Origin of the sequence: Rhodovulum sp. 12E13, from assembly GCF_003340565.1 — a bacterium.
Classification (GTDB): Bacteria; Pseudomonadota; Alphaproteobacteria; order Rhodobacterales; family Rhodobacteraceae; genus HLUCCA09.
In genome coordinates, this window is sequence record NZ_QPLK01000021.1 from 42,024 (window position 1) to 63,833 (window position 21,810).

Annotated in this window: 17 protein-coding genes, 1 tRNA gene and 1 pseudogene; 13 read left to right on the plus strand and 6 right to left on the minus strand. The window is 71.2% G+C overall.

From position 1 onward, the window contains the following. Window positions 1-3: 3 nt before the first annotated feature. Complete coding sequence (locus tag DLJ49_RS16335; protein WP_115394626.1) at window positions 4-1,128, plus strand: ABC transporter permease; 1,125 nt, start codon at window positions 4-6, stop codon at window positions 1,126-1,128. A 271-nt stretch (window positions 1,129-1,399) separates the two neighbouring features. Next, window positions 1,400-1,585, plus strand: a complete 186-nt coding sequence (locus DLJ49_RS21475) for a hypothetical protein (protein WP_147277329.1) — start codon at window positions 1,400-1,402, stop codon at window positions 1,583-1,585. Here the strand turns inward: DLJ49_RS21475 and DLJ49_RS16340 are convergent. Next, window positions 1,569-1,757 (minus strand): annotated as a pseudogene (locus DLJ49_RS16340) (transposase); the annotation flags it as partial. The gene DLJ49_RS21475 and the pseudogene DLJ49_RS16340 overlap by 17 nt on opposite strands. A 379-nt stretch (window positions 1,758-2,136) precedes the next feature. Between DLJ49_RS16340 and DLJ49_RS16350 the strand changes: the two are divergent. The 3 genes from DLJ49_RS16350 (at window position 2,137) to DLJ49_RS16360 (ending at window position 4,748) form a co-directional block, all read left to right on the plus strand. Further along, a tRNA-Trp gene (locus DLJ49_RS16350) sits at window positions 2,137-2,212 on the plus strand. Window positions 2,213-2,571: 359 nt separating this feature from the next. Then, a complete protein-coding gene (gene serS, locus DLJ49_RS16355) occupies window positions 2,572-3,864 on the plus strand; it encodes a serine--tRNA ligase (protein ID WP_115394627.1) in 1,293 nt (430 codons plus the stop codon). A gap of 137 nt (window positions 3,865-4,001) precedes the next feature. Continuing rightward, window positions 4,002-4,748 carry a hypothetical protein gene (locus DLJ49_RS16360; protein ID WP_233489123.1) on the plus strand — a complete coding sequence of 249 codons (747 nt, stop codon included), beginning with the start codon at window positions 4,002-4,004 and terminating at the stop codon, window positions 4,746-4,748. A 207-nt stretch (window positions 4,749-4,955) separates the two neighbouring features. On the opposite strand, the gene der is transcribed toward DLJ49_RS16360, so the two are convergent. Both der and DLJ49_RS16370 read right to left on the minus strand, forming a co-directional pair. Beyond that, window positions 4,956-6,401: a ribosome biogenesis GTPase Der gene (gene der / locus DLJ49_RS16365; protein ID WP_115394628.1), complete on the minus strand. Its 1,446-nt coding sequence runs from the start codon at window positions 6,399-6,401 to the stop codon at window positions 4,956-4,958. 217 nt (window positions 6,402-6,618) lie between these two features. Continuing rightward, on the minus strand, window positions 6,619-7,851 hold the full coding sequence (locus tag DLJ49_RS16370; RefSeq protein ID WP_115394629.1) for an SAM-dependent methyltransferase: 1,233 nt from the start codon (window positions 7,849-7,851) through the stop codon (window positions 6,619-6,621). A gap of 486 nt (window positions 7,852-8,337) precedes the next feature. Here DLJ49_RS16370 and bchE point away from each other — a divergent pair, with 486 nt between their 5' ends. The 5 genes from bchE (at window position 8,338) to DLJ49_RS16395 (ending at window position 15,855) form a co-directional block, all read left to right on the plus strand. Next, complete coding sequence (gene bchE / locus DLJ49_RS16375; protein ID WP_115394630.1) at window positions 8,338-10,026, plus strand: magnesium-protoporphyrin IX monomethyl ester anaerobic oxidative cyclase; 1,689 nt, start codon at window positions 8,338-8,340, stop codon at window positions 10,024-10,026. A 1-nt stretch (window position 10,027) separates the two neighbouring features. After that, window positions 10,028-10,660, plus strand: coding sequence for a bacteriochlorophyll 4-vinyl reductase (gene bchJ, locus DLJ49_RS16380; protein WP_115394631.1), 633 nt, complete (start codon window positions 10,028-10,030; stop codon window positions 10,658-10,660). A gap of 468 nt (window positions 10,661-11,128) precedes the next feature. Continuing rightward, window positions 11,129-12,355 carry an ATP-grasp domain-containing protein gene (locus DLJ49_RS16385; RefSeq protein WP_115394632.1) on the plus strand — a complete coding sequence of 409 codons (1,227 nt, stop codon included), beginning with the start codon at window positions 11,129-11,131 and terminating at the stop codon, window positions 12,353-12,355. A gap of 25 nt (window positions 12,356-12,380) precedes the next feature. Further along, window positions 12,381-14,378 carry a hypothetical protein gene (locus tag DLJ49_RS16390; protein ID WP_115394633.1) on the plus strand — a complete coding sequence of 666 codons (1,998 nt, stop codon included), beginning with the start codon at window positions 12,381-12,383 and terminating at the stop codon, window positions 14,376-14,378. Between the two features lie 460 nt (window positions 14,379-14,838). Further along, a complete protein-coding gene (locus tag DLJ49_RS16395; RefSeq protein WP_115394634.1) occupies window positions 14,839-15,855 on the plus strand; it encodes a Gfo/Idh/MocA family oxidoreductase in 1,017 nt (338 codons plus the stop codon). 131 nt (window positions 15,856-15,986) lie between these two features. Here DLJ49_RS16395 and DLJ49_RS16400 read toward each other — a convergent pair whose 3' ends face one another. Next, on the minus strand, window positions 15,987-17,435 hold the full coding sequence (locus tag DLJ49_RS16400; protein WP_115394635.1) for an HTTM domain-containing protein: 1,449 nt from the start codon (window positions 17,433-17,435) through the stop codon (window positions 15,987-15,989). A 90-nt stretch (window positions 17,436-17,525) separates the two neighbouring features. Here DLJ49_RS16400 and DLJ49_RS16405 point away from each other — a divergent pair, with 90 nt between their 5' ends. Both DLJ49_RS16405 and DLJ49_RS22165 read left to right on the plus strand, forming a co-directional pair. Continuing rightward, window positions 17,526-17,933 carry a thiol-disulfide oxidoreductase DCC family protein gene (locus tag DLJ49_RS16405; RefSeq protein ID WP_115394636.1) on the plus strand — a complete coding sequence of 136 codons (408 nt, stop codon included), beginning with the start codon at window positions 17,526-17,528 and terminating at the stop codon, window positions 17,931-17,933. 127 nt (window positions 17,934-18,060) lie between these two features. Then, complete coding sequence (locus DLJ49_RS22165) at window positions 18,061-18,474, plus strand: hypothetical protein (protein ID WP_199533398.1); 414 nt, start codon at window positions 18,061-18,063, stop codon at window positions 18,472-18,474. A 235-nt stretch (window positions 18,475-18,709) separates the two neighbouring features. On the opposite strand, the gene DLJ49_RS16415 is transcribed toward DLJ49_RS22165, so the two are convergent. Then, complete coding sequence (locus DLJ49_RS16415; protein ID WP_115394637.1) at window positions 18,710-19,489, minus strand: hypothetical protein; 780 nt, start codon at window positions 19,487-19,489, stop codon at window positions 18,710-18,712. A 40-nt stretch (window positions 19,490-19,529) separates the two neighbouring features. Further along, the gene (locus DLJ49_RS16420) at window positions 19,530-20,021 is read right to left on the minus strand and encodes an RNA polymerase sigma factor (protein ID WP_233489125.1); all 492 of its coding nucleotides are present in this window, start codon (window positions 20,019-20,021) and stop codon (window positions 19,530-19,532) included. A 100-nt stretch (window positions 20,022-20,121) separates the two neighbouring features. Between DLJ49_RS16420 and DLJ49_RS16425 the strand changes: the two genes are divergently transcribed. Beyond that, window positions 20,122-21,678 carry a S8 family serine peptidase gene (locus tag DLJ49_RS16425; RefSeq protein WP_233489127.1) on the plus strand — a complete coding sequence of 519 codons (1,557 nt, stop codon included), beginning with the start codon at window positions 20,122-20,124 and terminating at the stop codon, window positions 21,676-21,678. Window positions 21,679-21,810: the final 132 nt, after the last annotated feature.

Below are 21,810 nucleotides of genomic sequence, written 5' to 3' on the forward strand. Positions count from 1 at the left end.
CCGATGCGGGGCCTGCGCAACATCTACCGCCTCGGGCTGAAGGAGCTGTGGAGCCTGTTCCGCGATCCCGTCCTGATGGGTCTCGTCGTCTATACCTTCACCGGCGCGGTCTTCTTCGTGGCCAACGGCGTGCAGACCGAGGTGCGCAACGCCGCCATCGCCGTGATCGACAAGGACCGCTCCACCCTCTCGGCCCGCCTGCGCGACGCCTTCCTGCCCCCACACTTCCAGCCGGCCGACCTGATCGACGTCGGCGAAATGGCGCCGGCGATGGACCGGGGCACCTACAGTTTCGTGCTCCACGTGCCCGCCGGGTTCGAGGCCGACGTTCTGTCCGGGCGCAACCCGACGCTCCTGCTTGCCGTCGACGCCACGGCGATGACGCTGGCGGGCAACGGCACCGCCTATATCGAGCGGGTCGTGCAAGACGAGGTGGCGGGCTTCCTCGGCCCCGGCGCGGGCGCGGCGGCGCAGGCGGCCACGCTGGTGCCGCGCGCCCGCTTCAACCCCAACCTGCAGTCGCAATGGTTCTTCGCGGTGATGCAGGTGACGGGCAATGTCACCATCCTGTCGGTGGTGCTCTCGGGCGCCGCGGTCATCCGCGAGCGCGAGCACGGCACGATCGAGCACCTGATGGTGATGCCGGTGACGACGCTCGAGCTGATGATGGCCAAGATCTGGGCCAACGGCGTCGTGATTGTCACCGCAGCGGTCCTGTCGTTGCTGCTGGTGGTGGAGGGGCTCATGGGCATCCCCGTGCCGGGCTCGATCGGCGTCTTCGCCGTGGGCGCGGGCGTCTACCTGTTCTCGGTGACGGCACTGGGGATCATGCTGGCCACCTTCGCCACCACGATGCCGCAGTTCGGCTTGCTGGCGATCCCGGTCTTCGTGGTGCTCTACCTGCTCTCGGGCGGCGTGACCCCGGTCGAGGCGATGCCGGAGCCCCTGCAGACCCTGATGCAGGCCTCGCCGGCCACGCATTTCACCAGCTTCGCGCAGGCGGTGCTCTACCGCGATGCCGGGCTCGGGCTGGTCTGGACCGACCTCGCCGCCGTGGCGGGGATCGGTAGCGTGTTCCTCGGCCTCGCTCTGCTGCGCTTTCGCAAGACGATGGCCGCGACGCGCTGAGGCCGACATTGTGGATCGGCACCGGGTGACCTGCCCACCGCGAAGTCCCTCACCCTGACGTTGGGTCTGGCCAACCGCGAAGGAGCAGCCGACATGGGGAAAAGCCACGTCACCCCGGCGCATTCACCGAGGCGCAGATCATGGAGATGATCGAGGTAGAGGAAGCCGGCCTGGCGCGCGCGGACGTGTGCCGCACATATGGGCTCGCGGCGGGTGATGATCGACGGCGTGCAGCAATGTCCGGAGGGTGGAGGCCGGCGACGTCGGTGACATGGAAGACGTGATCCTCGCCGGCGAGCGGCGCAATGAACCAGAAGCCGCGATCGCGGGAGCAGAACCTCACGAAACCCAAAATAATTATAAAAAATCAGTATGTTGCGCATTTTTTGCGGGAAGTCTGACCAAAGCGCGTAGCTGCCAGGCTCCAGACTCGTTGAGGGTCAAGGCCAGAAGATGACGGCTGCGGCGAGGGCGATTGCGGATGGGGAGACTTTCGGGCAGCGGTCGTACCGGGCTGCGACGCGCCGCCAGTCCTTCACACGACCGAACATGATCTCGATGCGATTGCGGCGCCTTTATCGGCGCTTGTCGTAGCGAACCGCCTTTTCGCGCGACTTCCAGCCGGGGAGGTCGACCCCATACTCAGCATAACCACGGAAGCCCCCTGATCATGCCCTCAGGCCAACTCGCTCTTTCCACCACCTTGACGGACGTCACCTCTTGGAACACGACCCGCATGCGCTCCGATACCGCGGCGTCATGGAGCTGGCATGGGCCGGATGTGACGATGAGGAGATCATGTCGTATTCCGGCCACGACACGCGGGACATGGTGAAGAAGCATGTCGGCGAAGCAAGACAGCGGGTGAGGGCAAAGTCGGCCTGGGAGAAGCGCAGAAGAACGGAACAGGGGTAGAACATGAACACCCGTACGGCTGACAACCGGACTGCTAACCGGCCGGCCGCCGCTTGACGGCGGCGGGCCGAAATACTAAGCGGACAACGGCTTAGGGGTATAGCTCAGTTGGTAGAGCATCGGTCTCCAAAACCGAGGGTCGTGGGTTCGAGTCCCTCTGCCCCTGCCAGACGACTGACGGACTTGCGAGACCCGCCGGCGGTCTCGCGTCCTCGTCCTCCTGACTCCCCCATGCCTCCTGCCTCCCTCCATGGATGGCGCGTCGTGCCCGGCCACCGGATCGTTGAACCCGAGGCTTGAATGGCGGGCGCAATCGTCGAGGACCGGGCGTTCGCAATTCGGGCCCAAGGGGGGGCTCGGCCGCGGCCTGCGCGCAAGGCCTGCGGGCAACCACCGCCCCGAGGGTCTGCACGCCCGCGGCGACACGACACCGGGGCGATACCGACCGGATACCGCAGGCCGCCTTGGGGCCTTCCGTCCCTCGGCGGGAGGGGCTAGGAGAGCGGCGCTCGACCCGAGGAGGCCCCGATGCACGACATCCGTTTCATCCGCGAGAACCCCGAGGCGTTCGACGCCGCGATGGCGCGGCGGGGGCTGTCGGGCATCGCCCGAGAAGTCCTTGAAATAGATCGGATAAGGCGCGAGAAGATCGCCGCCGCCGAGGCCGCGCAGGCCGAACGCAACGCCGCCTCGAAGGAGGTCGGCCAGGCCAAGGCGCGTGGCGACGAGGCAGGGTTCGCCCGCCTGCGCGCCCTCGTGGCCGACAAGAAGGAGGAGGTCGCCCGCCTCGAGGCCGAGGCCCAGGCGCAGGATGCGCGCCTCACCGACATGCTCATGGGCCTGCCCAACCTGCCGCACGACGACGTCCCCGACGGCGCCGACGAAGACGACAACGTCGAGCTTCGCCGCTGGGGCACCCCGCCCGAGTTCGCTTTCGCTCCGAAGGAACACTTCGAGATCAAGGGGGCAGCCGACCATCTCGACTTCGAGACCGCTGCCCGCCTCTCCGGCTCGCGCTTCGTGATGCTGACGGGTGCGGCCGCCCGCCTCCACCGCGCGCTCGCGCAGTTCATGCTCGACACCCACGTGAGCGAGAACGGGCTGCGCGAGGTCAACGCACCGGTGCTCGTGCGCGACGAGGCGATGCTCGGCACCGGGCAGCTGCCCAAATTCGGCGAGGACAGCTACCAGACCCGCGAGGGATGGTGGCTGATCCCCACCTCCGAGGTGACGCTGACCAACATCGTCGCCGGCGAGATCGTCGACGAGGCGGCACTGCCGATGCGCTTCACCGCGCATTCCCTGTGCTTCCGCTCCGAGGCGGGCGCGGCGGGCAAGGATACCCGCGGCATGCTGCGCCAGCACCAGTTCGAGAAGGTCGAGATGGTGTCGATCACCCACCCCGACCACTCGCGCGACGAGCACGAGCGCATGACCCGCTGCGCGGAAGCCATCCTCGAGCGGCTCGGCCTGCCCTACCGCACGATGGTGCTCTGCACCGGCGACATGGGCTTCGGCGCGCGGCGCACCCACGACATCGAGGTCTGGCTGCCGGGGCAGAACCGCTACCGCGAGATCTCGTCGGTCTCGGTCTGCGGCGACTTCCAGGCCCGGCGGATGAACGCCCGCTTCCGCCCCGCCGGCGGGGGCAAGCCCGACTACGTCCACACGCTCAACGGCTCGGGGCTGGCGGTGGGCCGCTGCCTGATCGCGGTGCTCGAGAACGGACAGCGCGAGGATGGCTCGGTCGCCCTGCCCCAGGCGCTGACGCCGTATCTTGGCGGCGCGCGCGAGATCACGGCCCTGGGCGCGCTGGCCTGAACCGGGGCGCGCGACTTCAGCGGCCCCGGCTCCATTTCGTCGCAGGGCGCCCCGAACCGGCCGGGCGGGGTGGCGTTTCCGCCCCGGGGGGGAGACGGTCGGTGCAACCGCCGCCCAGATCCCCGCGTTGAGAGGCCATGTCAGATCTGCCACCCTCCCCCGACGACGCCACCGACACCGCCCGGATGAAGGCCGCGCTGGTGGCGGCCGCCGCCGTCGCCTTCGCCGCCGCACCGCTCGCGGTGCCCTTCGACGGGTTCGAGCCCGGCGCCTACCCCGTCCCGCAGGACGACCCGCCGGTGCAACCCGCCGGCTACGCCTTCGGCATCTGGGGGCCGATCTACCTGTGGCTCGTGGCGCACGCGCTCTACGGGCTGGTCCGCCGCTCCGACTCGGCCCGCTGGGAGGGCACGCGCTGGCCCATGGCGCTGTCGCTCGCCGTCGGCGCGGGGTGGCTCGCCATCGCGCAGGTCTCGCCGATCTGGGCGACCGTGCTGATCTGGGTAATGCTTCTGTCGGCCCTCCTCGCCCTCTGGCGCGCCCCGGAGCGGGAGGACCGGTGGCTGCTGCGCGCGCCGATCTCGCTCTACGCGGGGTGGCTGACGGCGGCGAGCTGGGTGGCCGTCGGGCTGCTCGGGGCGGGCTACGGCGTGGGCCCCGGCGAGGTCGGATGGGCCTGGATCGGGCTCGCCGGCGCGCTTGCCACCGCCCTTGCCGTCACCCGCCTCGCCGGGCCCGCCCCCTTCTACGCCGCCGCGGTGGCCTGGGCGCTGATCGCCGTGGCCGTCGCCAACTGGGGCGCGCAGTGGGGCCTCGTCGCCGCCGCACTCGGCGGCGCCGCCGTGGTGGCCGCTCCCGCCCTCGCCCGGCTCCGGGCGGGGTAGCCATCCGCCAGGGCCCGGGCCCGGGCCAGGACCCCATTGCCGCGGCTCCATCATCTTGGGCCAAATACTCCGGGGGGTGCGGGGGGCTGGCCCCCCGCTCCGGCGCGGCGGTCGGGCACTCCGCCCCCACCAGACCTTTCCCACACCGGCCCCTGCCCCGGCGCTACTGCTGCCGTTAGTTCTTGCCGCCGTCAGTTCTTGCCGCCGTCAGTTCTTCCCCAGGTGCTTGCGCAGCTTCGACGGCCCCGGGGCCTTCCTGCCCTTGTAGGGGTTCCTGTCCGCCTGGCTGCGGAAGGTCAGGCGGATCGGCGTGCCGGGCATGTCGAAATCGGCCCTCAGACCGTTGACGAGGTATCGGCGGTAAGCCTCGGGCAGATCCTTCGGGTTCGAGCACATCACGACGAAGCCGGGCGGGCGCGTCTTGGCCTGCGTCATGTAGCGCAGCTTGATCCGCCGCCCCCCCGGCGCCGGCGGCGGATGCGCCTCGACCATCGCGCCGAGCCACTGGTTCAGCCTCGCCGTCGTCACCCGGCGGTTCCACACAGCGTGCGCCTGCAGGATCGCGTCGTGCAGCCGGTCGAGGCCGCGGCCCGTCTTCGCCGACACCGTCACCAGCGGCGCGCCGCGCAGCTGCGGCAGCAGGCGGTCGAACGCCTCCTTGAGCGCGGCGAGCTTGCCTTGGCGGTCCTCCTCCACGTCCCACTTGTTGACGGCGACGACGACCGCCCGCCCCTCGCGTTCGGCAAGGTCGGCGATGCGCAGGTCCTGTGCCTCGAAGGGGATCGCGGCATCGAGCAGCACGACCACCACCTCGGCGAAGCGCACCGCGCGCAGGCCGTCGGCGACCGACAGCTTCTCGAGCTTCGCCTGCACCTTGGCCTTCCGCCGCATGCCCGCGGTATCGAAGATGCGCATCGGCGTGCCGGCCCAGTCGATCCGCAGCGCGATCGCGTCGCGGGTGATCCCCGCCTCGGGGCCGGTGAGCAGCCGCTCCTCGCCGAGGATGCGGTTGACCAGGGTCGACTTGCCGGCGTTGGGCCGGCCGACCACGGCCACCTGCAACGGCTTCTCCGCAGTGATGGCGCGGGGGGCGTCGAGATCGTTCTCGCCGACGTCGACCTCGGTCTCGGGCGCCTCGGCCTCGGCCCGCGCCTCGAAGCCCTCGGCCAGCGGCGCCAGGGCGGCGTAGAGCTCGGGCATCCCCTCGCCGTGCTCGGCCGAGAGCGGGATCGGCTCGCCCAGCCCCAGCCCCCAGGCCTCGATCACGCCGGCCTCGCCGGCGGAGCCCTCGGCCTTGTTCGCGGCGACGATCACGTGGCGGGCGTTGCGCCGCAGGATCTCGGCGAAGACCTCGTCGGCGGCCGTGACGCCCGCGCGGGCGTCGAGCAGGAACAGGCAGACATCGGCCTCGCCGACGGCGCGCTCGGTCAGCTTGCGCATCCGGCCCTGCAGGCTTTCGTCGGTCGCCTCCTCCAGGCCGGCGGTGTCGATCACGGTGAAGCGGAGGTCGCCCAGCCGCGCCTCGCCCTCGCGCAGGTCGCGCGTGACGCCGGGCTGATCGTCGACCAGCGCGAGGCGCCGGCCCACGAGCCGGTTGAACAGGGTGGACTTGCCCACGTTGGGGCGGCCAACGATGGCGAGAGAAAAGGTCATGCGTCACCGCGCCAGACTGGAAGCGCGCCTCATACACGAGCGGCGCGGCAAGGCAAACCCGCCCGAGGCCGCCGCCCGCGAAGATCACAGCCCGCTGCCCCGGCCGCACCGCTGCCTGACCCCACCGCCGCCGGCCGGCGCGGACCTCGGCTGCGCCATCGGCCCGCCCACCCGGCGATCCCTCGCCTGCGCGCGCCGCCCGGCCCGGCGCTTGTTGCTATTCGGCGGCCATGCGCGCCCGCTCCGGCGGAGCGTAAAGGTAGTCGCGCGTGAGCGGCACGACATCGCGCTCGGTGGCGAGCTGGAGCTGGAAGACGCAGTGCATGTGGTGGCGGAAGCTCATCTCGGAGGCGATCAGGTAGTAGCGCCACATCCGGCAGAACCGCTCGTCGTAGAGTTCGCGCGCCCGGTCGATGTTTGCCATGAACCGCTCGTACCAGTGCGCCAGGGTGTAGGCGTAATGCAGCCGCCAGACCTCGACGTCGCATGTCCACAGCCCCGAGCGCTCGACCGGCGTCATCACCTCCGACAGCGCCGGGATGTAGCCGCCGGGGAAGATGTATTTCGAGATCCACGGAGAGGTCACGCCCGGCGGGTTGGACCGCCCGATCGTGTGGATCAGGGCCACGCCCCCCGGCGCGAGCCGGGCGTGAACGTTCTCGAAATACTCGCCGTAATGCGGCACGCCGACATGCTCGAACATGCCGACCGACACCACGCGGTCGAACTCCTCGCGCACCTTGCGGTAATCCTGCAGGCGGAACTCCACGCGGTCGGACAGGCCCGCCATCTCGGCCCGGCGGGTGGCGACGGCGTGCTGTTCCTTCGACAGGGTCACGCCGACCACCCGCGCGCCGTGATCGCGCGCCAGCGTCAGGGCCATGCCGCCCCAGCCGCAGCCGATGTCGAGCACACGCATCCCCGGCTCGAGCAGCAGCTTGCCGGCGATATGGCGCTTCTTGGCCTCCTGCGCGGCATCGAGCGTCATGCCCGCCCTGGGAAAGTAGCCGCATGAATACTGTTTGTCGGCGTCAAGGAACAGATCGTAGAGCTCACCCGACAGATCGTAATGGTGCGCCACGTTCGCCCGCGCCCTGGGCATGGGATTCGACTGCGCGAGGCGGCGCAGCGCCATCTGCGCGGCCTGGTGGGCCGAGATCGTCCAGTGCGAGCCGCCGGCGCGGCGGTTGCGCGTGAGCAGCTCGAGGAACCCGTGCAGGTCGTCGCCCTCGATGGCGATCGTGCCGTCCATGTAGGCCTCGCCCACGGCGAGCTCGGGATGCAGCACCAGCCGGCGCGGCACCGCGTCGTCCTCGATCCGGATGGTCACGTCAGGCCCGTTCTCTCCGGGGCCGAAGCTGCGCGGGCCGCGCCGGCCCGGCCCCTCCAGCGTGAGGCGACCCACCACCACGAGCCGCGAGAGCATGTTGTCGAGCAATCTTGTCCACATGGGCGCCCCCTCGCCTTGGAAAGGCAGCGCCCTCGCACCGGGCACCGCCCCGTGTCTCAACAAGGTGACAGGATGCCACAAGGTTCCCCTTCCGACAAATCGAGGCGCGCCGGCGGCACGCTCAGCCGTCGGAAACGATGCGTTTCGCGAGAGATTCCCCTTTGTCAATCGGCGGTTTTTCGCTCATATTCGACCCGCTATACACTCGACCCTCGGCCGACTCGCGGGGATGCCACGATGATCGCTGTGCGACTGCTCCTCCTCTCCGGCATGCTGACGGGCATGGCACTCGCCGTGTTGATCGCCAGCCTGCACTGACCGCGCCGCCATGGCCGTCCACGCCGTGTCTGCGGGGTCGTGGCGTCTTGGCGTGGCGCCCGCTCTCCCGACCGATCGACCGTCCTGCGCATTTCTGACCTATGTCAAGGAAACTTGACAGAGCACCTGTCAGCTTCCCTCGAAACACGCGGAGGGAGACGCACCGCCATGCGCATCATGTTCATCCACCCGAACTACCGCTCCGGCGGGGCCGAGATCGCCGGAAACTGGCCGCCGGCCTGGGTCGCCTACCTCACCGGCGCCCTGCGCAAGGCGGGGTACGACGACATCCATTTCGTCGATGCGATGACCAACAACCTCACCGAGGGCGAGATCCGGGTGAAGCTGGCCGAGATCCAGCCCGACGTGGTGGGCGTCACCTCGATCACGCCGTCGATCTACGCCGCCGAGCGGTGCCTGCAGATCGCCAAGGAGGTCGTGCCCAACGCCGTTGGCGTCCTCGGCGGCGTCCACGCGACCTTCATGTTCAAGCAGGTGCTTTCGGAGGCGCCGTGGATCGACGTGATCGTGCGCGGCGAGGGCGAGGAGGTGGTCGTCCAGCTCTTCGACGCCATCGCCGAGGGCCGCTGGCCTGCCGACCGCAAGAAGATCAACGGTCTGGCCTATACCGACGGCGACGAGATCGTGGCCACGCCCGCCGCCGCCACGGTGAAGGATCTCGACGGGCTCGACCCCGACTGGTCGATCCTGGAGTGGGAGAAATACACCTACATCCCGCTGAACACGCGCGTCGCCATCCCCAACATGGCGCGCGGCTGCCCTTTCACCTGCTCGTTCTGCTCGCAGTGGAAGTTCTGGCGCGACTACCGCGTGCGCGACCCCAAGGCGGTGGTCGACGAGATCGAGAAGCTGGTCAACGAGCACGACGTGGGCTTCTTCATCCTCGCCGACGAGGAACCCACCATCAACCGCAAGAAGTTCGTCCAGTTCTGCCAGGAGCTGATCGACCGCGGCCTGCCCGACCGGGTGAAATGGGGCATCAACACCCGCGTCACCGACATCCTGCGCGACGAGGAGCTTCTGCCCTTCTACCGCAAGGCCGGCCTCGTCCACATCTCGCTCGGGACCGAGGCCGCCGCGCAGATGAAGCTCGACCAGTTCAACAAGGAAACCAAGGTCGAGGACAACAAGCGCGCGATCGAGCTGTGCCGGAAGGCCGACATCCTCACCGAGGCGCAGTTCATCGTCGGCCTCGACAACGAGACGCCCGAGACGCTGGAAGAGACGTTCCAGATGTGCTGGGACTGGCAGCCCGACCTCGCCAACTGGGCGATGTACACGCCGTGGCCCTTCACGCCGCTCTTCCAGGAGATGAAGGACCAGGTCGAGGTGTTCGACTTCTCGCGCTACAACTTCGTCAATCCGATCATGAAGCCCGCGGCGATGGACAGGGCCACCCTGCTCGACCGGGTGATGCACAACTACCGCCGCTTCTACAGCCGCAAGGCGCTGTTCCACTATCCGTGGCGCGGCACGGGCTTCCGCCGGCGCTACCTGCTCGGCTGTCTCAAGGCCTTCATGAAGGCGGGCGTCCAGCGATCGTTCTACGACCTCGGCAAGAACAACTACTGGGGTCCGCAATCGAAGGACAAGGTGCATTTCGACTTCGACATGTCCAAGCAGCTCGCCGAGGCCCAGCTGGAAGACTGGGAGGCCGCGGCCGACCGGGCGGCGCGCGCCGCCGAGCGGCGCGAGGCAATCCGCCAGCAGGGCAAGGAGCGGGCGCAGGAGCGCAACGCGGCCAAGGCCTTCAAGATGCCCAACGGCGCCGAGATCGGCGGCTGTGGCGGCGGCGGCAGCCAGCAGATGACCGAGGACGAGATGGAGCGGACCTGACATGTTCGCCGCCCTCGCCGGAGCCCCCCCGGACGCCTCCCCGCACGGGGACCCGCACGGGGGGGCGCGCATCGGCCCCAACGCCATCCTGCAGATGGTGCCGGTGCTCGACGCCCATACCGGGGCCGACATCCGCCGGTCGCTCCTCGCGGAGGCCGGGGTGATCGACCTGCCCGACGGGTCAGGGATGATCCCCGAAGGCCCGGCCGCCGCGCTGCACCAGGCGCTGCGCCGCCGCCTGCCCCACGAGGCGCCGCGGATCGCCCGAGAGGCGGGGCTCGGCACCGGCGACTACATCCTCGCCCACCGTATCCCGCGGCCCGCGCAGACGCTCCTGCGCGTGTTGCCGGCCCGCCTCGCCGCGCCGATCCTCGCCCGCGCCATCGCCAGACACGCCTGGACCTTCGCCGGCTCGGGCACATTCGCCATCGCGGCGCGCGATCCGCTCACCTTCACGCTGGCCGACAACCCGGTGGTGCGGGGCGAGCGCTCCGACGTGCCGCTCTGCGCGTGGCACGAGGCAGTGTTCGAGCGGCTGTTCCGCAGCCTTGTCAGTTCCCGCACGCGCGTGACCGAGACGCAATGCTGCGCGCAGGGCGCGCCCGCCTGCCGCTTCGAGGTGCGGCTGCGCTAGCCGAGGCGGGCGGCACCGTCAGGCTGGGGCACGGTCAGGCTGCGGCACGCGCGGCGGCCTCCATCCAAAAGCGGGCGCCGCCCCTGTCCGCCCCCGGGCCGGAACGCCACACCGGACGACACCAACCCCATCAACGGGGCGGTGAGCGGCGCGCTGACCCGCATCCTCGGCGCATGACGCAAGGGCGGGCCCCGCCCTCGCCCCCTCGCTCTCGCCCCGCGGCCGAGCTCGTCCCTGGCACCGGAAGGACACCGACGAGCCTGCGAGCCGCTCTGCGCAATGCCTTGATATGAAACCGTAAAACTTCCAGGCGTTGAAAGAGGGCCAGCCGGGCGTTACGATTCCCTCAATATCCCCGAGCACAACGCCCGCTGTCGGGCGTTTCGCCAACCCGCGTATGGCCGCAGGCCGACGCGGCCCCGAACCTGCGCGCCGCGCCTCCGGGGCGAGCGCACGAGAGGAGGACAGATGACCGATCGCAACCCCGACAAAGGGTTTATTGCGCTTCTCGGCTGGAGCCTGAACGCCATCGACGCCGTCGACCGCTTCGACCGGCGCTATATCGTCGTGGCGCCGCCCTGGGCCGAGGACTATTGCCAGCAAAACGACATCCCCTTCATTGCGTGGGATTTCGACCGGCTCAACGAACGGTCCTACGAGCTCGCCCACAAGCTCAAGGAGGAAGGCGTCGATGTCGCCATTCCGCTCTACGAGGAGACGGTGGAATGGGCCGGCGCCGTCAACGCGGTGCTGCTCGAAAACCCGCGCCTTCTCGGCCAGTCGATGCTGTTCCGCGACAAGTCGCTGATGAAGCGGCGGGCGCAGCTCGGCGGCATCCGCGTGGGCGTCTTCGAGGAGGCGCACGACCGCGGCGACGTCATCCGCTTCCTGAAGCGGGTGAACCAGACGCTGCTCAAGCTCGACGGCGACCCCAACGACCCGATCCACTTCAAGGCGTTCGACAAGTCGGGCACGGCCGGCCACCGGGTGATCCGCACGCCCGAGGATGTCGACAACATCCCCGACGAGGAGTTTCCGGCGCTCCTGGAGAGCCACCTCGACGGCTGGGAATTCGCGGTGGAGGCGTGGATCAAGGATCGAAAGATCCAGTTCCTCAACATCTCGGAGTACGTGACGCTCGGCTACTCGGTCTTCGTGCCGGCCACGCCAGAGCTCGAGGCGCACCGAGCCCGCATCACCGAAGAGATCGAGAAGCTGATCGAGGCGTTCGACATCGACTTCGGCTTCATCCACCCCGAGTATTTCCTGACGGCCGACAACCGCCTCTACTTCGGCGAGGTCGCCTATCGCCCGCCGGGCTTCAACGCGCTCGAACTGATCGAGCGCGCCTACGGCTTCAACGGCTACCAGGGCTTGGTTCTGATGTTCGATCCCAAGACGACGCAGGACGAGATCGACGCCTTCTTCCCCAAGCCGGTCGAGGGCGCCCGGGGCCACGCCGGCTGTTTCGGCGTCTATCCGCGCCGCCGGGTCATCAGCCGTCTCGAAGTGCCGAAGGAGACGGCCGACAACCCCTATTTCGAGTTCCACGAGCTTGCCGAGCCGATGGAGCAGAAGGTCGCCAAGCGCACCGCCTTCGGAACGCATTGGGGGCTGGCCTACTTCTTCGGCGAGGATCCCCACACGCTGCGGGACCTGTTGAAGGCGCAGGAAGAGCTCGACTACTACGTCTGAGGCCGAACAGCAGCGGCAGGTGCCCATGACGCAGACCATCAGCGACGCCGACCGGCTGGCCGGCACGCTCGACGTCGCCCTCGAGCGGCTCGAGCAGGCGCGGCCCTTCGCCAAGGCGCGTCACCAGCGCCCCGTGCTCGACGTGGTCGCGCGGCTGATGGCGCTGCCGGGCGGGCCGGAGGCGGTCTATGTCCGCGCCGCGCGAATGGATGCCGCCGGCCTGTTCGCCGGCTCCGACTGGGCCGTGCCGACGGCGCTCCTGCCGCAGCTGTCGGGCCAGACGCTCGAGAGCGAAGACCGGGTGCTGGCCGCCCTCGAGATGGCGAGCCTGATGCGCTTTCTCGCCGTGGCGACGGGCGATGCGCGCCACCCGCTCCTGCAGGAGGAGCATTCGCGCCACTACCTGACGCAGGTGCTGGCGCTCAACCTGCCGCGCTTCTTCGAGTTCTCCGACGAGGCGAGCCGGGCGGCGGGCGAGCGCGCGGCGCTGGTGAGCCGCGTGCTGCGCTTCATCGCCGAGCGGGTGGGCCTGCGCGACGTGCTCGGCGTGATGGTCGCCGAGATCTGGCGCATCCTCGAGCAGCGGCCCGTGCAGATGGCGCCGGTCAAGGACATGGTCACGCAGATCGCGGTGGCGCTCAACCGGCAGGGCACCGAGCCCGGCGCCGAGCGGCTGGGCGCCGAGCGGCTGGTCAGCGCGCTCTTCGGCCCGACGGCCGAGACGCTCGACGACCCCGGCCTCGACGCCTATCGCGCCCGTCTCGACACGCTCGACGACGCGGGCCTCTCGCGCGAGGCGATGGGCTTCGCCCGCTCGATGCACGACACCGGCCTCGTGTCGGACTACCACGTGGCCTTCCTGCTCTGGGCGCTCGACTATCCCGACCGTCCGCTCGTGCCCGAGGCGATGGGCCTGGGCTCCACCGGGCTCGATTGCTGGCGGCACTACCGCGGGCTGATCGAGGAGCTGATCCGCGCCGCGATCACGCCCGCGACACCGCAGGCGCTTCACGGCCTCGCCATGCTGCTCGAACGCGGCGTGCTGCATCACGCCCCCGTTCCCGCGGCCCTCAAGGGCCTCCTGCGGCTGGATCTGGCGCCGGCGGTGCGCGACCGGATCGCCCTCGGCTTCGGGGCCGAGGCCCCGGCCGAGACGCATCTCGTGGCCGGCGCGGTCGAGGTGATCGGCCTGCCGCTCGGCGTCGGACAGGGCGCGAACCCCACCTGCCAGTCGGCCCGCGCCATCTCGATGTGGGCGCTGAACGACCCCGATTACCTGCTGCACCTCGTCGTGCAGGCCGCCGAGGCCGAGACGGTCCTGATGGAATTCGAGGGCCGCCCGATCGACGCGGCCGGCCTGCCCGCAGGTCTCGCCGGGTTCGGCCCCATCGACGCCGACCCGATCTCGGTGCTGCTCGTTCCCCATCTCGACCGGGTTTATGCCGAGATGGGCCGTCTCTGCGCGGGGCGCGCGGGCGACCCGCATCGCTGGGTCAACCCCGAGTTCCACGGCTGGTGGGTGGCGCGCGACTGCGCCGTGGCCGTCGACGTGGGCACCGGGCTGCTCGACGATTACGACCGCTTCGTGGCCCGCTTTCACGAGAGCTACCACCCCGCCCATAACGGCGACCGCCCGCTGATCCACCCCCAGCCCGCCGGCATCGCCTTCACCGACGCCACGGGCGCCTTCGTGGGCTGGCACGCCATCACCATCCTGCGCGTCGCGCCGGGCCGCGCGGGCGAGATGCGCGTCTATTTCTACAACCCCAACAACGACAGCGGCCAGGACTGGGGGTGCGGCGTGCAGGTCACCACCGGTGGCAACGGCGAGCGCCACGGCGAGGGCTCTCTCGCGTTCGAGCAGTTCGCCTCGCGCCTCTATCTGTTCCACGACCACTGGCTGCGCTCTGCCGGCAGCGCGCCGGTGCCGGACGACGCGATCGCCCGGGTCCGCGCGATGGCGGTGGAGAGCTGGGCGGCAGACCGCGTGCCTGCCGAGGCGCGAGGCGGCCTGCCGGCCTGAGCGCGCGCCGTCGCCCGCCAGCCCCGTGCGGCGGACCCGTGCGGCGCGGCCACCGGCATCCGCCGCCCGCGCCCGGAGGTGGGGGGCTCTGCGGGCGGGGGTTCTGCGGTCGGGGGCTCTGCGGGCGGGGGCTCTGCGGGCGGGAGCCTGCCAGGAAGCGGCACAGGCCGGCGCCATCCGCCGGCGGGCGCCCCCGGGACGACGCAGGGGCATTGTCGAGGCCCGAAGACCATGCCGGGCGGCCGAGGCTTGCGCCTGCCGCCGATGCCGGTGCACCCTGACATCGGGGAGGAAGACAGGTGCGCCAGACTGCCCACCGCATGCCGGAGGCATCGACCCCGGCGCCGCGCCCGACAGCGGCCCTGCCGGCTGCGCCGACCGCGCCCGTGTGGGCCGGGACGCCTGGAAGCGACAGCGGCGCCGCAGGGCGGCCGCCCTGCCCCGGCATGGGCGTCGCGTCGTGATCCGGGTCGGCCTCGCGGGATACGGGCTGGCCGGGCGGTGCTTTCATGCGCCCTTCCTCGGGCCCGCGGGGCTGGAGCTGGTCGCGATAGCCACGTCGCGGTCCGGTGAGGTGGCGGTGCGCTGGCCCGGGGTCGAGGTGATGGCCTCGGCCGAGGCGCTGGCCGCCCGCGACGACCTCGACCTCGTCGTGATCGCCACCCCCAACGACAGCCACGCAGCCCTCGCCCACGCCGCGCTCGCCGCCGGCGCGCATGTCGTGGTCGACAAGCCGATGGCGCTCGACCTCGCCGAGGCGCGGGGGATGGCGGAGGCGGCACGCGCGGCGGACCGGATGCTGGCCGTCTTCCACAACCGGCGGTGGGACGGCGACTTTCTCACCGCGCGGCGGGTGCTGGCCGAGGGCAGGCTCGGGCGCGTCTTGGCGTGGGAGGGGCATTTCAACCGCCTGCGCCCCGATGGCCTCTCCCGCTGGCGCGGCGGGCCGGGGCCGGGCGCTGGCCTGCTCGCCGATCTCGGGCCGCACCTGATCGACCAGGCGCTGACCGTCTTCGGGCGGCCAGATTGGCTCTGGGCCGATCTCGCCGAGCCGCGCGGGCTGGGGGGGCCCGACGAGGCCTTCCTTGTCCGCCTCGGCTTTGGCGAGGTGCGCGCAACGCTCGCGGCATCGCTCTTCGTGGGCGAGAGCGACCGCCGGATCGCGGTGCACGGCACCGGCGGAAGCCTCGTGATCGCCGGCACCGACACGCAGGAGCGCGACCTTAAGGCGGGTGGCGGCCCGGGCGATGCGGGGTTCGGCCGGTTCGAGGGCGGCGCCGCCCTGCACGGGCCGGACGGGGTTCAGGCGGTGCCGGTCGAGGCTGGCCGTTACCTCGCCTTCTACGAGGGCGTCCGCCGCGCCATCGGGGAGGGTGCGGCGCCGCCGGTGCCGCTGGACGAGGCGCTGGCGGTGATGGAGGTGCTCGACGCCGCCCGCCGCTCGGCCCGGGAGGGGCGCCGCGTCGAGCTGCGCTGACCTGCCCCTCCGCCGGTGACCCGGCATCCACCGCAGGACGACCGACGACGGAGGGTGCCGTGCAGGGGCCGGTGCGCGCCGCGCGCCCGCGGCCCATCGCATGCCGCCCCTCGCACGCCCCCGTGCCGGCGTCAGAGCGAGGGCGTGGTCGTGGCTCCATCGTCCGCGGTCACGGCCGATGCGTCCTTGTCCGCGGGCGCGTTGTCGGCCACGCCCCACACGGGCTCCTCCAGCGGCAGCACCCAGGGATCGGCGCGCAGGTAGCCGAGCGGCACCGCGGTCAGGTCGACCTCCGGGTCGACGAAGGGCTGCATCGGCCGGCCGTTGAGCGACTTCACGATCTCGGCGCGCACCTCGACATCGCCGTATCCGGCCTCCTGCCACACGCGTTCGAGATGGCCGGCGAACTGGTGCACCATGTCGGAGCGCGGCATCATCTTCCACGCCTGCCGGTCGGTGAGGTAGTCGCGCGGGTCGACGAGCCACGACCGGTCGCCCGAGGTCACCACGAAGGCGCCGTCCGTGTCGCGGTCGTAAATCCGCATCCGCCAGGAAAAGCGGTGCCCGTCGCCCGACCAGCGCACCTCGGTCGGAAAGGCGCCGGCGCGGATCGGCAGCACGATCTGCACCGCGAGCCAGCCTGCCATCGCCGCGAGCGCCACCGCCGGCAGTGCGGTAGCCGCCGGCGCGGGCGGCGGCACGTGGGCCGGCAGCTCCTCGAAGCGGGCGTGCAGCCAGCGCGCAAGCTGACGCGGCCAGTCGGGCGCGAAGAAGATCGTGGTGGCGAGAATCGTCAGCCACGGGAAGATGCCGATGTTGAAGAACAGCGCGTTCGAGGCGTGGAACAGGCAGTAGACGAAGAAGGTTGCAAGCCGCGTCCTCTCCCACAGCAGCAGCGGCGCGCCGACGACATGCAGCACCACCGTGCCCCAGGTGCCCGCGAGGATCACCCAGTCGTAATGCAGCAGGACGCCGAACCAGCGCTCGTCGGCCTGCCCGCGCAGCCACATCCCCAGCGGCTCGCCCGCCAGCCAGTCGGGCGTCAGCTTCACCAGCCCCGCGTAGATCAGCATGATCTCCATCTGCGCCCGAAGCATGAACACGGCGCCGTAGGGCACGTGCGTGCCGCCCGCGCGCGGAAACAGCCGCGCGTCGAGCGACAGCGCCCGGTGCGCCGGCAGGAAACACATCAGGATCAGGAACAGGATGACGAGGTAGAAGTGATTGAGGTATTCCGCCTTGTCGAGCAGGAAGAAGTAGCTGAACGTCACCGTCAGCGCCACGATGGACACGCGGTAGAACAGCCCGAGCATCACCAGAAGGGCGAAGAAACCCATGCCGAGCCAGGCGACGTGGATCCACGGCTCGGGCAGCGGCTGCACCCAGTGAAAGCCCGGATAGGTGAAGTGGAACTCGGGCGCCACCCAGTAGCGCCAGACCCGGTCGTACTTGATGAAGCGCCAGCAATCCCACACGAGCATCGCGCCGAGCGCGATCCGGAAGACGGCGAGCGAAAGTGCCGGAACCGGCTGGGCGAGCCTGTCGGCGATGGCGGCGACGTCGAGGGTGCGTGTCGTCATCGGTCTGTCCCCTATCTGTCCTGACGCGGGGAATACGGGGCATCCGCCCTGCGTATTCCCGCCGACAGCCGAATTCGGGGAGAGAATGCCATGACGGCCGACGCGCTGACCATCATCTACGACGGCGAGTGCCCGTTCTGCGCCTCCTACGTCCGGATGGCGCGATTGCGCGAGGCGGTGGGCGCGGTCGATCTGGTCGATGCGCGCGGGGGTGATCCGCGCGTGGCCGAGGCGCAGGCCGCGGGGCTCGACCTCGACGACGGCATGGTCGTGCTGTGGCAGGGAGAGCGGCATTACGGCGCCGAGGCGGTTCACCTGATCGCCGTGCTTTCGGGCGAGGGGGGGGTCGGCAACCGTCTTCAGCGGCGGCTCTTCCGCTCGCCTCGGGTGGCGGCGACGCTCTACCCCTGGCTCGTGCGCGGACGGCGCCTGTGGCTGCGTGCCACGGGGCATGCACCGATCGACCCGGCGAAAAAAAAGGTGAAGGCCGGGGAATAGAGACGGCGGCGGCACGTAATCCCTCCGAGGCCCGCTGGCGGGTCCGCGAAGGAGAGAGACGGGGGCGACCCATGGCAGCCGCCTGCGCACCGGCTCTCCCGCACGAGAGAGAACAAGGAGTAGTCGCATGACCATCAGGATCGCATTCGCCGCGCTCGGCACGACCGCGCTGTTGCTGACGAGCGGGGCCGCAACGGCGCAATCCGCCCGCTTTTCCGACATCGACCTGAACAACGACGGCGCGCTGAGCTACGAGGAGCTGGAAAGCCGTTTCGGCGCCGCTGCGGCAGACCGGATATGGAGCCGCAATGACGGCCAGTCTCTCTCGCGCGCAGACGTCCGCCGCCTTTCCGACGACGACGACGACGATGGCGGACGCGACGACGACGACGACGATGGCGGACGCGACGACGACGACGACGATGGCGGACGCGACGACGACGACGACGATGGCGGACGCGACGACGACGACGACGATGGCGGTCGTTCGGGCGGCGGGTCGGACGACGACGACGATGGAGACGACGACGACGACGATTGAGCCTGCCGGCTTCGTTCAGGCATGGGCCGGTCCGCACAAGGCGGGCCGGCCCTTTTTTCGTTGCGACGGGGCAGGCGGTGACGGGAGGTGACTGGCGCGTGCCAGCCCCTGTCGAGCCCCCGCGCGACGGCTGCCCCCCGCGCGCGAAAACATGCGTGGCGGGGATGCGTGGCGGGGCAACGCCGCATGGCGCCGCGGTGGGGCGCCCGGTTCGATCGGTCGTGAACGGGGGCGCTCACTCGGCGAGGCGGCCCAGCGCCGCGCGCTCCTCGTCCTCGGGCAGGGGCGCGCCGGCGCCGATACCCGAGAGCCAGGTGTCGAGCGCCTCGAGTGCGCCTGCGGGCGCGTAGCCGGCGCCGTCCGCTCTCCCGCTGGCGACGGCGAAGCGAAGATCCCACGCGGCGCCCTCGGCGCAGGCGACGGCGACGGTCTCGGCGCTGCCCGTCGCGAGCTCGAACTCGCGGCAGAGCGTGCCCTCGGGCGTGCGGAACGAGGCGATGATGGTCACCTCGCCCGCGGCCACCTGCTCGGAGCCCCCGGAGGCGAGGCGCGACAGGGCGCCCGCCACCCCGCTCGCCTCGAGCGCGGCGAGGCCCGTCGCGCCGGGTTGCGGGCCTGTGGCGAGGTCGATGTCGGGGCCTGTGGCGGGACGCAGGGACAGCCCCGCGCCGAGGCCCACGGCCAGCGCGAGGCTCGCCGCGACGGCCACCGGCACCCAGGGCCGCGAAGGCGCCCGCCGAACGAGGGGCACGACGCGGCCCGGCTCTTCGCCCCCTGCCCCGGCCTGCTCCAGCGTCTCGCGCACACGCGCCACGAGCGCGTCGGGCACCTCCGGCGCGGGCCGGGCGTCGCGCGCCTCGGACAGGGCTGCGCGCGTGCCGTGGAACAGCGCGATGCGGCGCGCCACGGCCCCGTCGGCCGCTTCCGCCGCCGCGACCGCGCGCGCGGTCTCGGCATCCAGCTCCCCGTCGGCATAGGCCATCAGGGTCTCGTCGGTGAATCGCTCGATCGTCATCCGCTCGCTCCTTCCCCCGAGAGGTCTACGCGCGGCGCGCTCATTCTATTCCCAGCTTCGCGGCCAGGGCGACGCGGCCGCGGGCGAGGCGGCTCATCACGGTGCCCTTCGGGATGCCCAGCACCCCGGCCGCCTCGGCATAGCTCAGCTCCTCGAAGCACACGAGCACGATCACCTCGCGCTGCTCCTCCGGCAGCGTGGCGAGGGCTGCCTCGGTCTGGCGCAGCATCACCGTCGCCTCTGCGGCGCGCACCCCGTCGTGCACCGCGGCCTCCGGCGTGTCGTGCACGTCGATCTCGGTGCCGCGCGTCGCCTGCCGGCGTCCGGCGTCGATCCAGGCGTTGCGCAGGATGCGGAAGAGCCACGGCTCGAGCCGGGTGTCGGGGTCGACCCGGTCGCGCGCCGCCACCGCCCGCTCGACCGCGATCTGCACGAGATCGTCGGCCATGTCGGGCCGCCGGCACAGCGAGATGGCGTAGCGCCGCAGCACGGGCAAGGCGGCCACGAGCTCTGTCTCGAAATCGTCGCGCAAGGGGCTGCCCTGCTCCTTTCCCCGCGGGCGGGCCGCGGAATAGAATGCCGGGGTGAACCGTAGCCTCTGAAGTGACGCCGACACCACGGGAAACCAGACCATGCTCTTGCGCCTCGCCACCCTGATGTTGCTCGCCGGCCTCCTGTCGCTCGCGCCGGCGCTCCTGCCATGGCCGTCGGCACCGGGCGCGGCCTGGGCCGACGACGACGACGACGACGATGGCGGGGGCGGGGGCGGCGACGATGACGACGACGATGGCGGCGGGCGCGGCGGCTCCGACGATGACGACGACGATGGCGGCGCGCGTGGCGGCTCCGACGATGACGACGACGATGGCGGCGCGCGTGGCGGCTCCGACGATGACGACGACGATGGCGGCGCGCGCGGTGGCTCCGACGATGACGACGACGATGGCGGCGCGCGGGTCCGCCAGGGGGGCGACACCCCGCTCGGGCGCCTGTTCGGACGGCCGGAGCCATCCGCACCGGCACCTGCCCCCGCTCCCGCGCCCGCCCCGACGCCCACTCCGACACAGGCCCCGGCCGCCCCGGCCCCGCCGCCCCCGGTCTCGGCGCCCGACGAGATCGTGGCGCTCGCGCTCAGCGCCGCCGACCTCGCCACGCTCACCACGCAGGGCTACGAAGTGGTCGAGGAACTCGCCGTGCCGGGGGTGACGGCGACTCCCCGGCGGCTGCGCATCCCCGCCGGCACGACGCTGGCCGACGCTCGCGCCGCCGTGCGGGCCCTCCCGACGGGCCAGGACGCGGATTTCAACCACTATTACCGCTCCGAGGGCTTTGCCGAGGATTGCGTGGCCCTGGAATGCCCGGCCCGGCGGATGATCGACTGGCCCGAACCAGCCGACCGGGCCTCCGGCTGCGGCGGTGGCGTGCCCATCGGCATGATCGACACCGGCATCAACGACGCGCACGACACCTTCGAGGGTGCCGACCTCGAGGTGCTGCGCCTCTCGCCCGAGGCGTTCACCCCCTCGCGCGCCCTGCACGGCACCGCTATCGCGGCGCTGCTGGTGGGCGACCCTGCGACCCGCTCGCCCGGGCTCGTGCCCTCGGCCCGGCTGATAGCGGTCGATGCCTTCCACCGCCGCGGCTCCGACGAGCGGGCCGACGTCTTCACGCTGGTCGAGGCGCTGGGCCTGCTCGCCGAGCGCGGCGTGGGCGTGATCAATCTCAGCCTCGCCGGCCCGCCCAACACCGTGCTCGAGGAGGTCGTGGCGCGGCTCAAGGGCGAGCAGGATATCGTGCTCGTTGCCGCCGTGGGCAACGACGGGCCGCGGGCCGATCCCGCCTTCCCTGCCGCCTACCCGCAGGTGATCGCGGTGACGGCGGTCGACCGCGACAGGCGCGTCTACCGCCGCGCGATCCGCGGTGAGCATGTCGACCTCGCCGCGCCCGGCGTGGCGGTCTGGACGGCGGCCTCGATCAGCGGCGCGCGGTGGAAGACGGGCACCTCCTACGCGGTGCCCTTCGTCACGGCGGCGGCCGCGATCCTGCGCGAGTCGCGCCCGGACCTCACGGCGCCCGACATAGGGCCGGAACTGGCCCGGCTCGCCTCCGACCTCGGCGAGCCCGGGCCCGACCCCGTCTTCGGCGCGGGCCTTCTCGGCCTCGGCACCCTCTGCACCAGCGCCGGCTGACGGCGGCCTTCCCCTTCTCGGCCCGAGCTGGGGCCTGCGGGCCGCGCGGGGCACCGGCCCCCGAGCCGTTCCCCCCTCGGCGCGCGGCCCGGATGCCGGGGCCGGCGGCCGGCGGCCCCATGCCCCGCACAT

What these genes read in the sequence shown, in the direction of transcription:
- DLJ49_RS16335 (WP_115394626.1), top strand. Translation starts at nt 4, where the DNA reads ATGCGGGGCCTGCGCAACATCTACCGCCTCGGGCTGAAGGAGCTGTGG.
- DLJ49_RS21475 (WP_147277329.1), top strand. Translation starts at nt 1,400, where the DNA reads ATGGAAGACGTGATCCTCGCCGGCGAGCGGCGCAATGAACCAGAAGCC.
- serS (WP_115394627.1), top strand. Translation starts at nt 2,572, where the DNA reads ATGCACGACATCCGTTTCATCCGCGAGAACCCCGAGGCGTTCGACGCC.
- DLJ49_RS16360 (WP_233489123.1), top strand. Translation starts at nt 4,002, where the DNA reads ATGTCAGATCTGCCACCCTCCCCCGACGACGCCACCGACACCGCCCGG.
- der (WP_115394628.1), bottom strand. Translation starts at nt 6,401, where the DNA reads ATGACCTTTTCTCTCGCCATCGTTGGCCGCCCCAACGTGGGCAAGTCC.
- DLJ49_RS16370 (WP_115394629.1), bottom strand. Translation starts at nt 7,851, where the DNA reads ATGTGGACAAGATTGCTCGACAACATGCTCTCGCGGCTCGTGGTGGTG.
- bchE (WP_115394630.1), top strand. Translation starts at nt 8,338, where the DNA reads ATGCGCATCATGTTCATCCACCCGAACTACCGCTCCGGCGGGGCCGAG.
- bchJ (WP_115394631.1), top strand. Translation starts at nt 10,028, where the DNA reads ATGTTCGCCGCCCTCGCCGGAGCCCCCCCGGACGCCTCCCCGCACGGG.
- DLJ49_RS16385 (WP_115394632.1), top strand. Translation starts at nt 11,129, where the DNA reads ATGACCGATCGCAACCCCGACAAAGGGTTTATTGCGCTTCTCGGCTGG.
- DLJ49_RS16390 (WP_115394633.1), top strand. Translation starts at nt 12,381, where the DNA reads ATGACGCAGACCATCAGCGACGCCGACCGGCTGGCCGGCACGCTCGAC.
- DLJ49_RS16400 (WP_115394635.1), bottom strand. Translation starts at nt 17,435, where the DNA reads ATGACGACACGCACCCTCGACGTCGCCGCCATCGCCGACAGGCTCGCC.
- DLJ49_RS16405 (WP_115394636.1), top strand. Translation starts at nt 17,526, where the DNA reads ATGACGGCCGACGCGCTGACCATCATCTACGACGGCGAGTGCCCGTTC.
- DLJ49_RS22165 (WP_199533398.1), top strand. Translation starts at nt 18,061, where the DNA reads ATGACCATCAGGATCGCATTCGCCGCGCTCGGCACGACCGCGCTGTTG.
- DLJ49_RS16415 (WP_115394637.1), bottom strand. Translation starts at nt 19,489, where the DNA reads ATGACGATCGAGCGATTCACCGACGAGACCCTGATGGCCTATGCCGAC.
- DLJ49_RS16425 (WP_233489127.1), top strand. Translation starts at nt 20,122, where the DNA reads ATGCTCTTGCGCCTCGCCACCCTGATGTTGCTCGCCGGCCTCCTGTCG.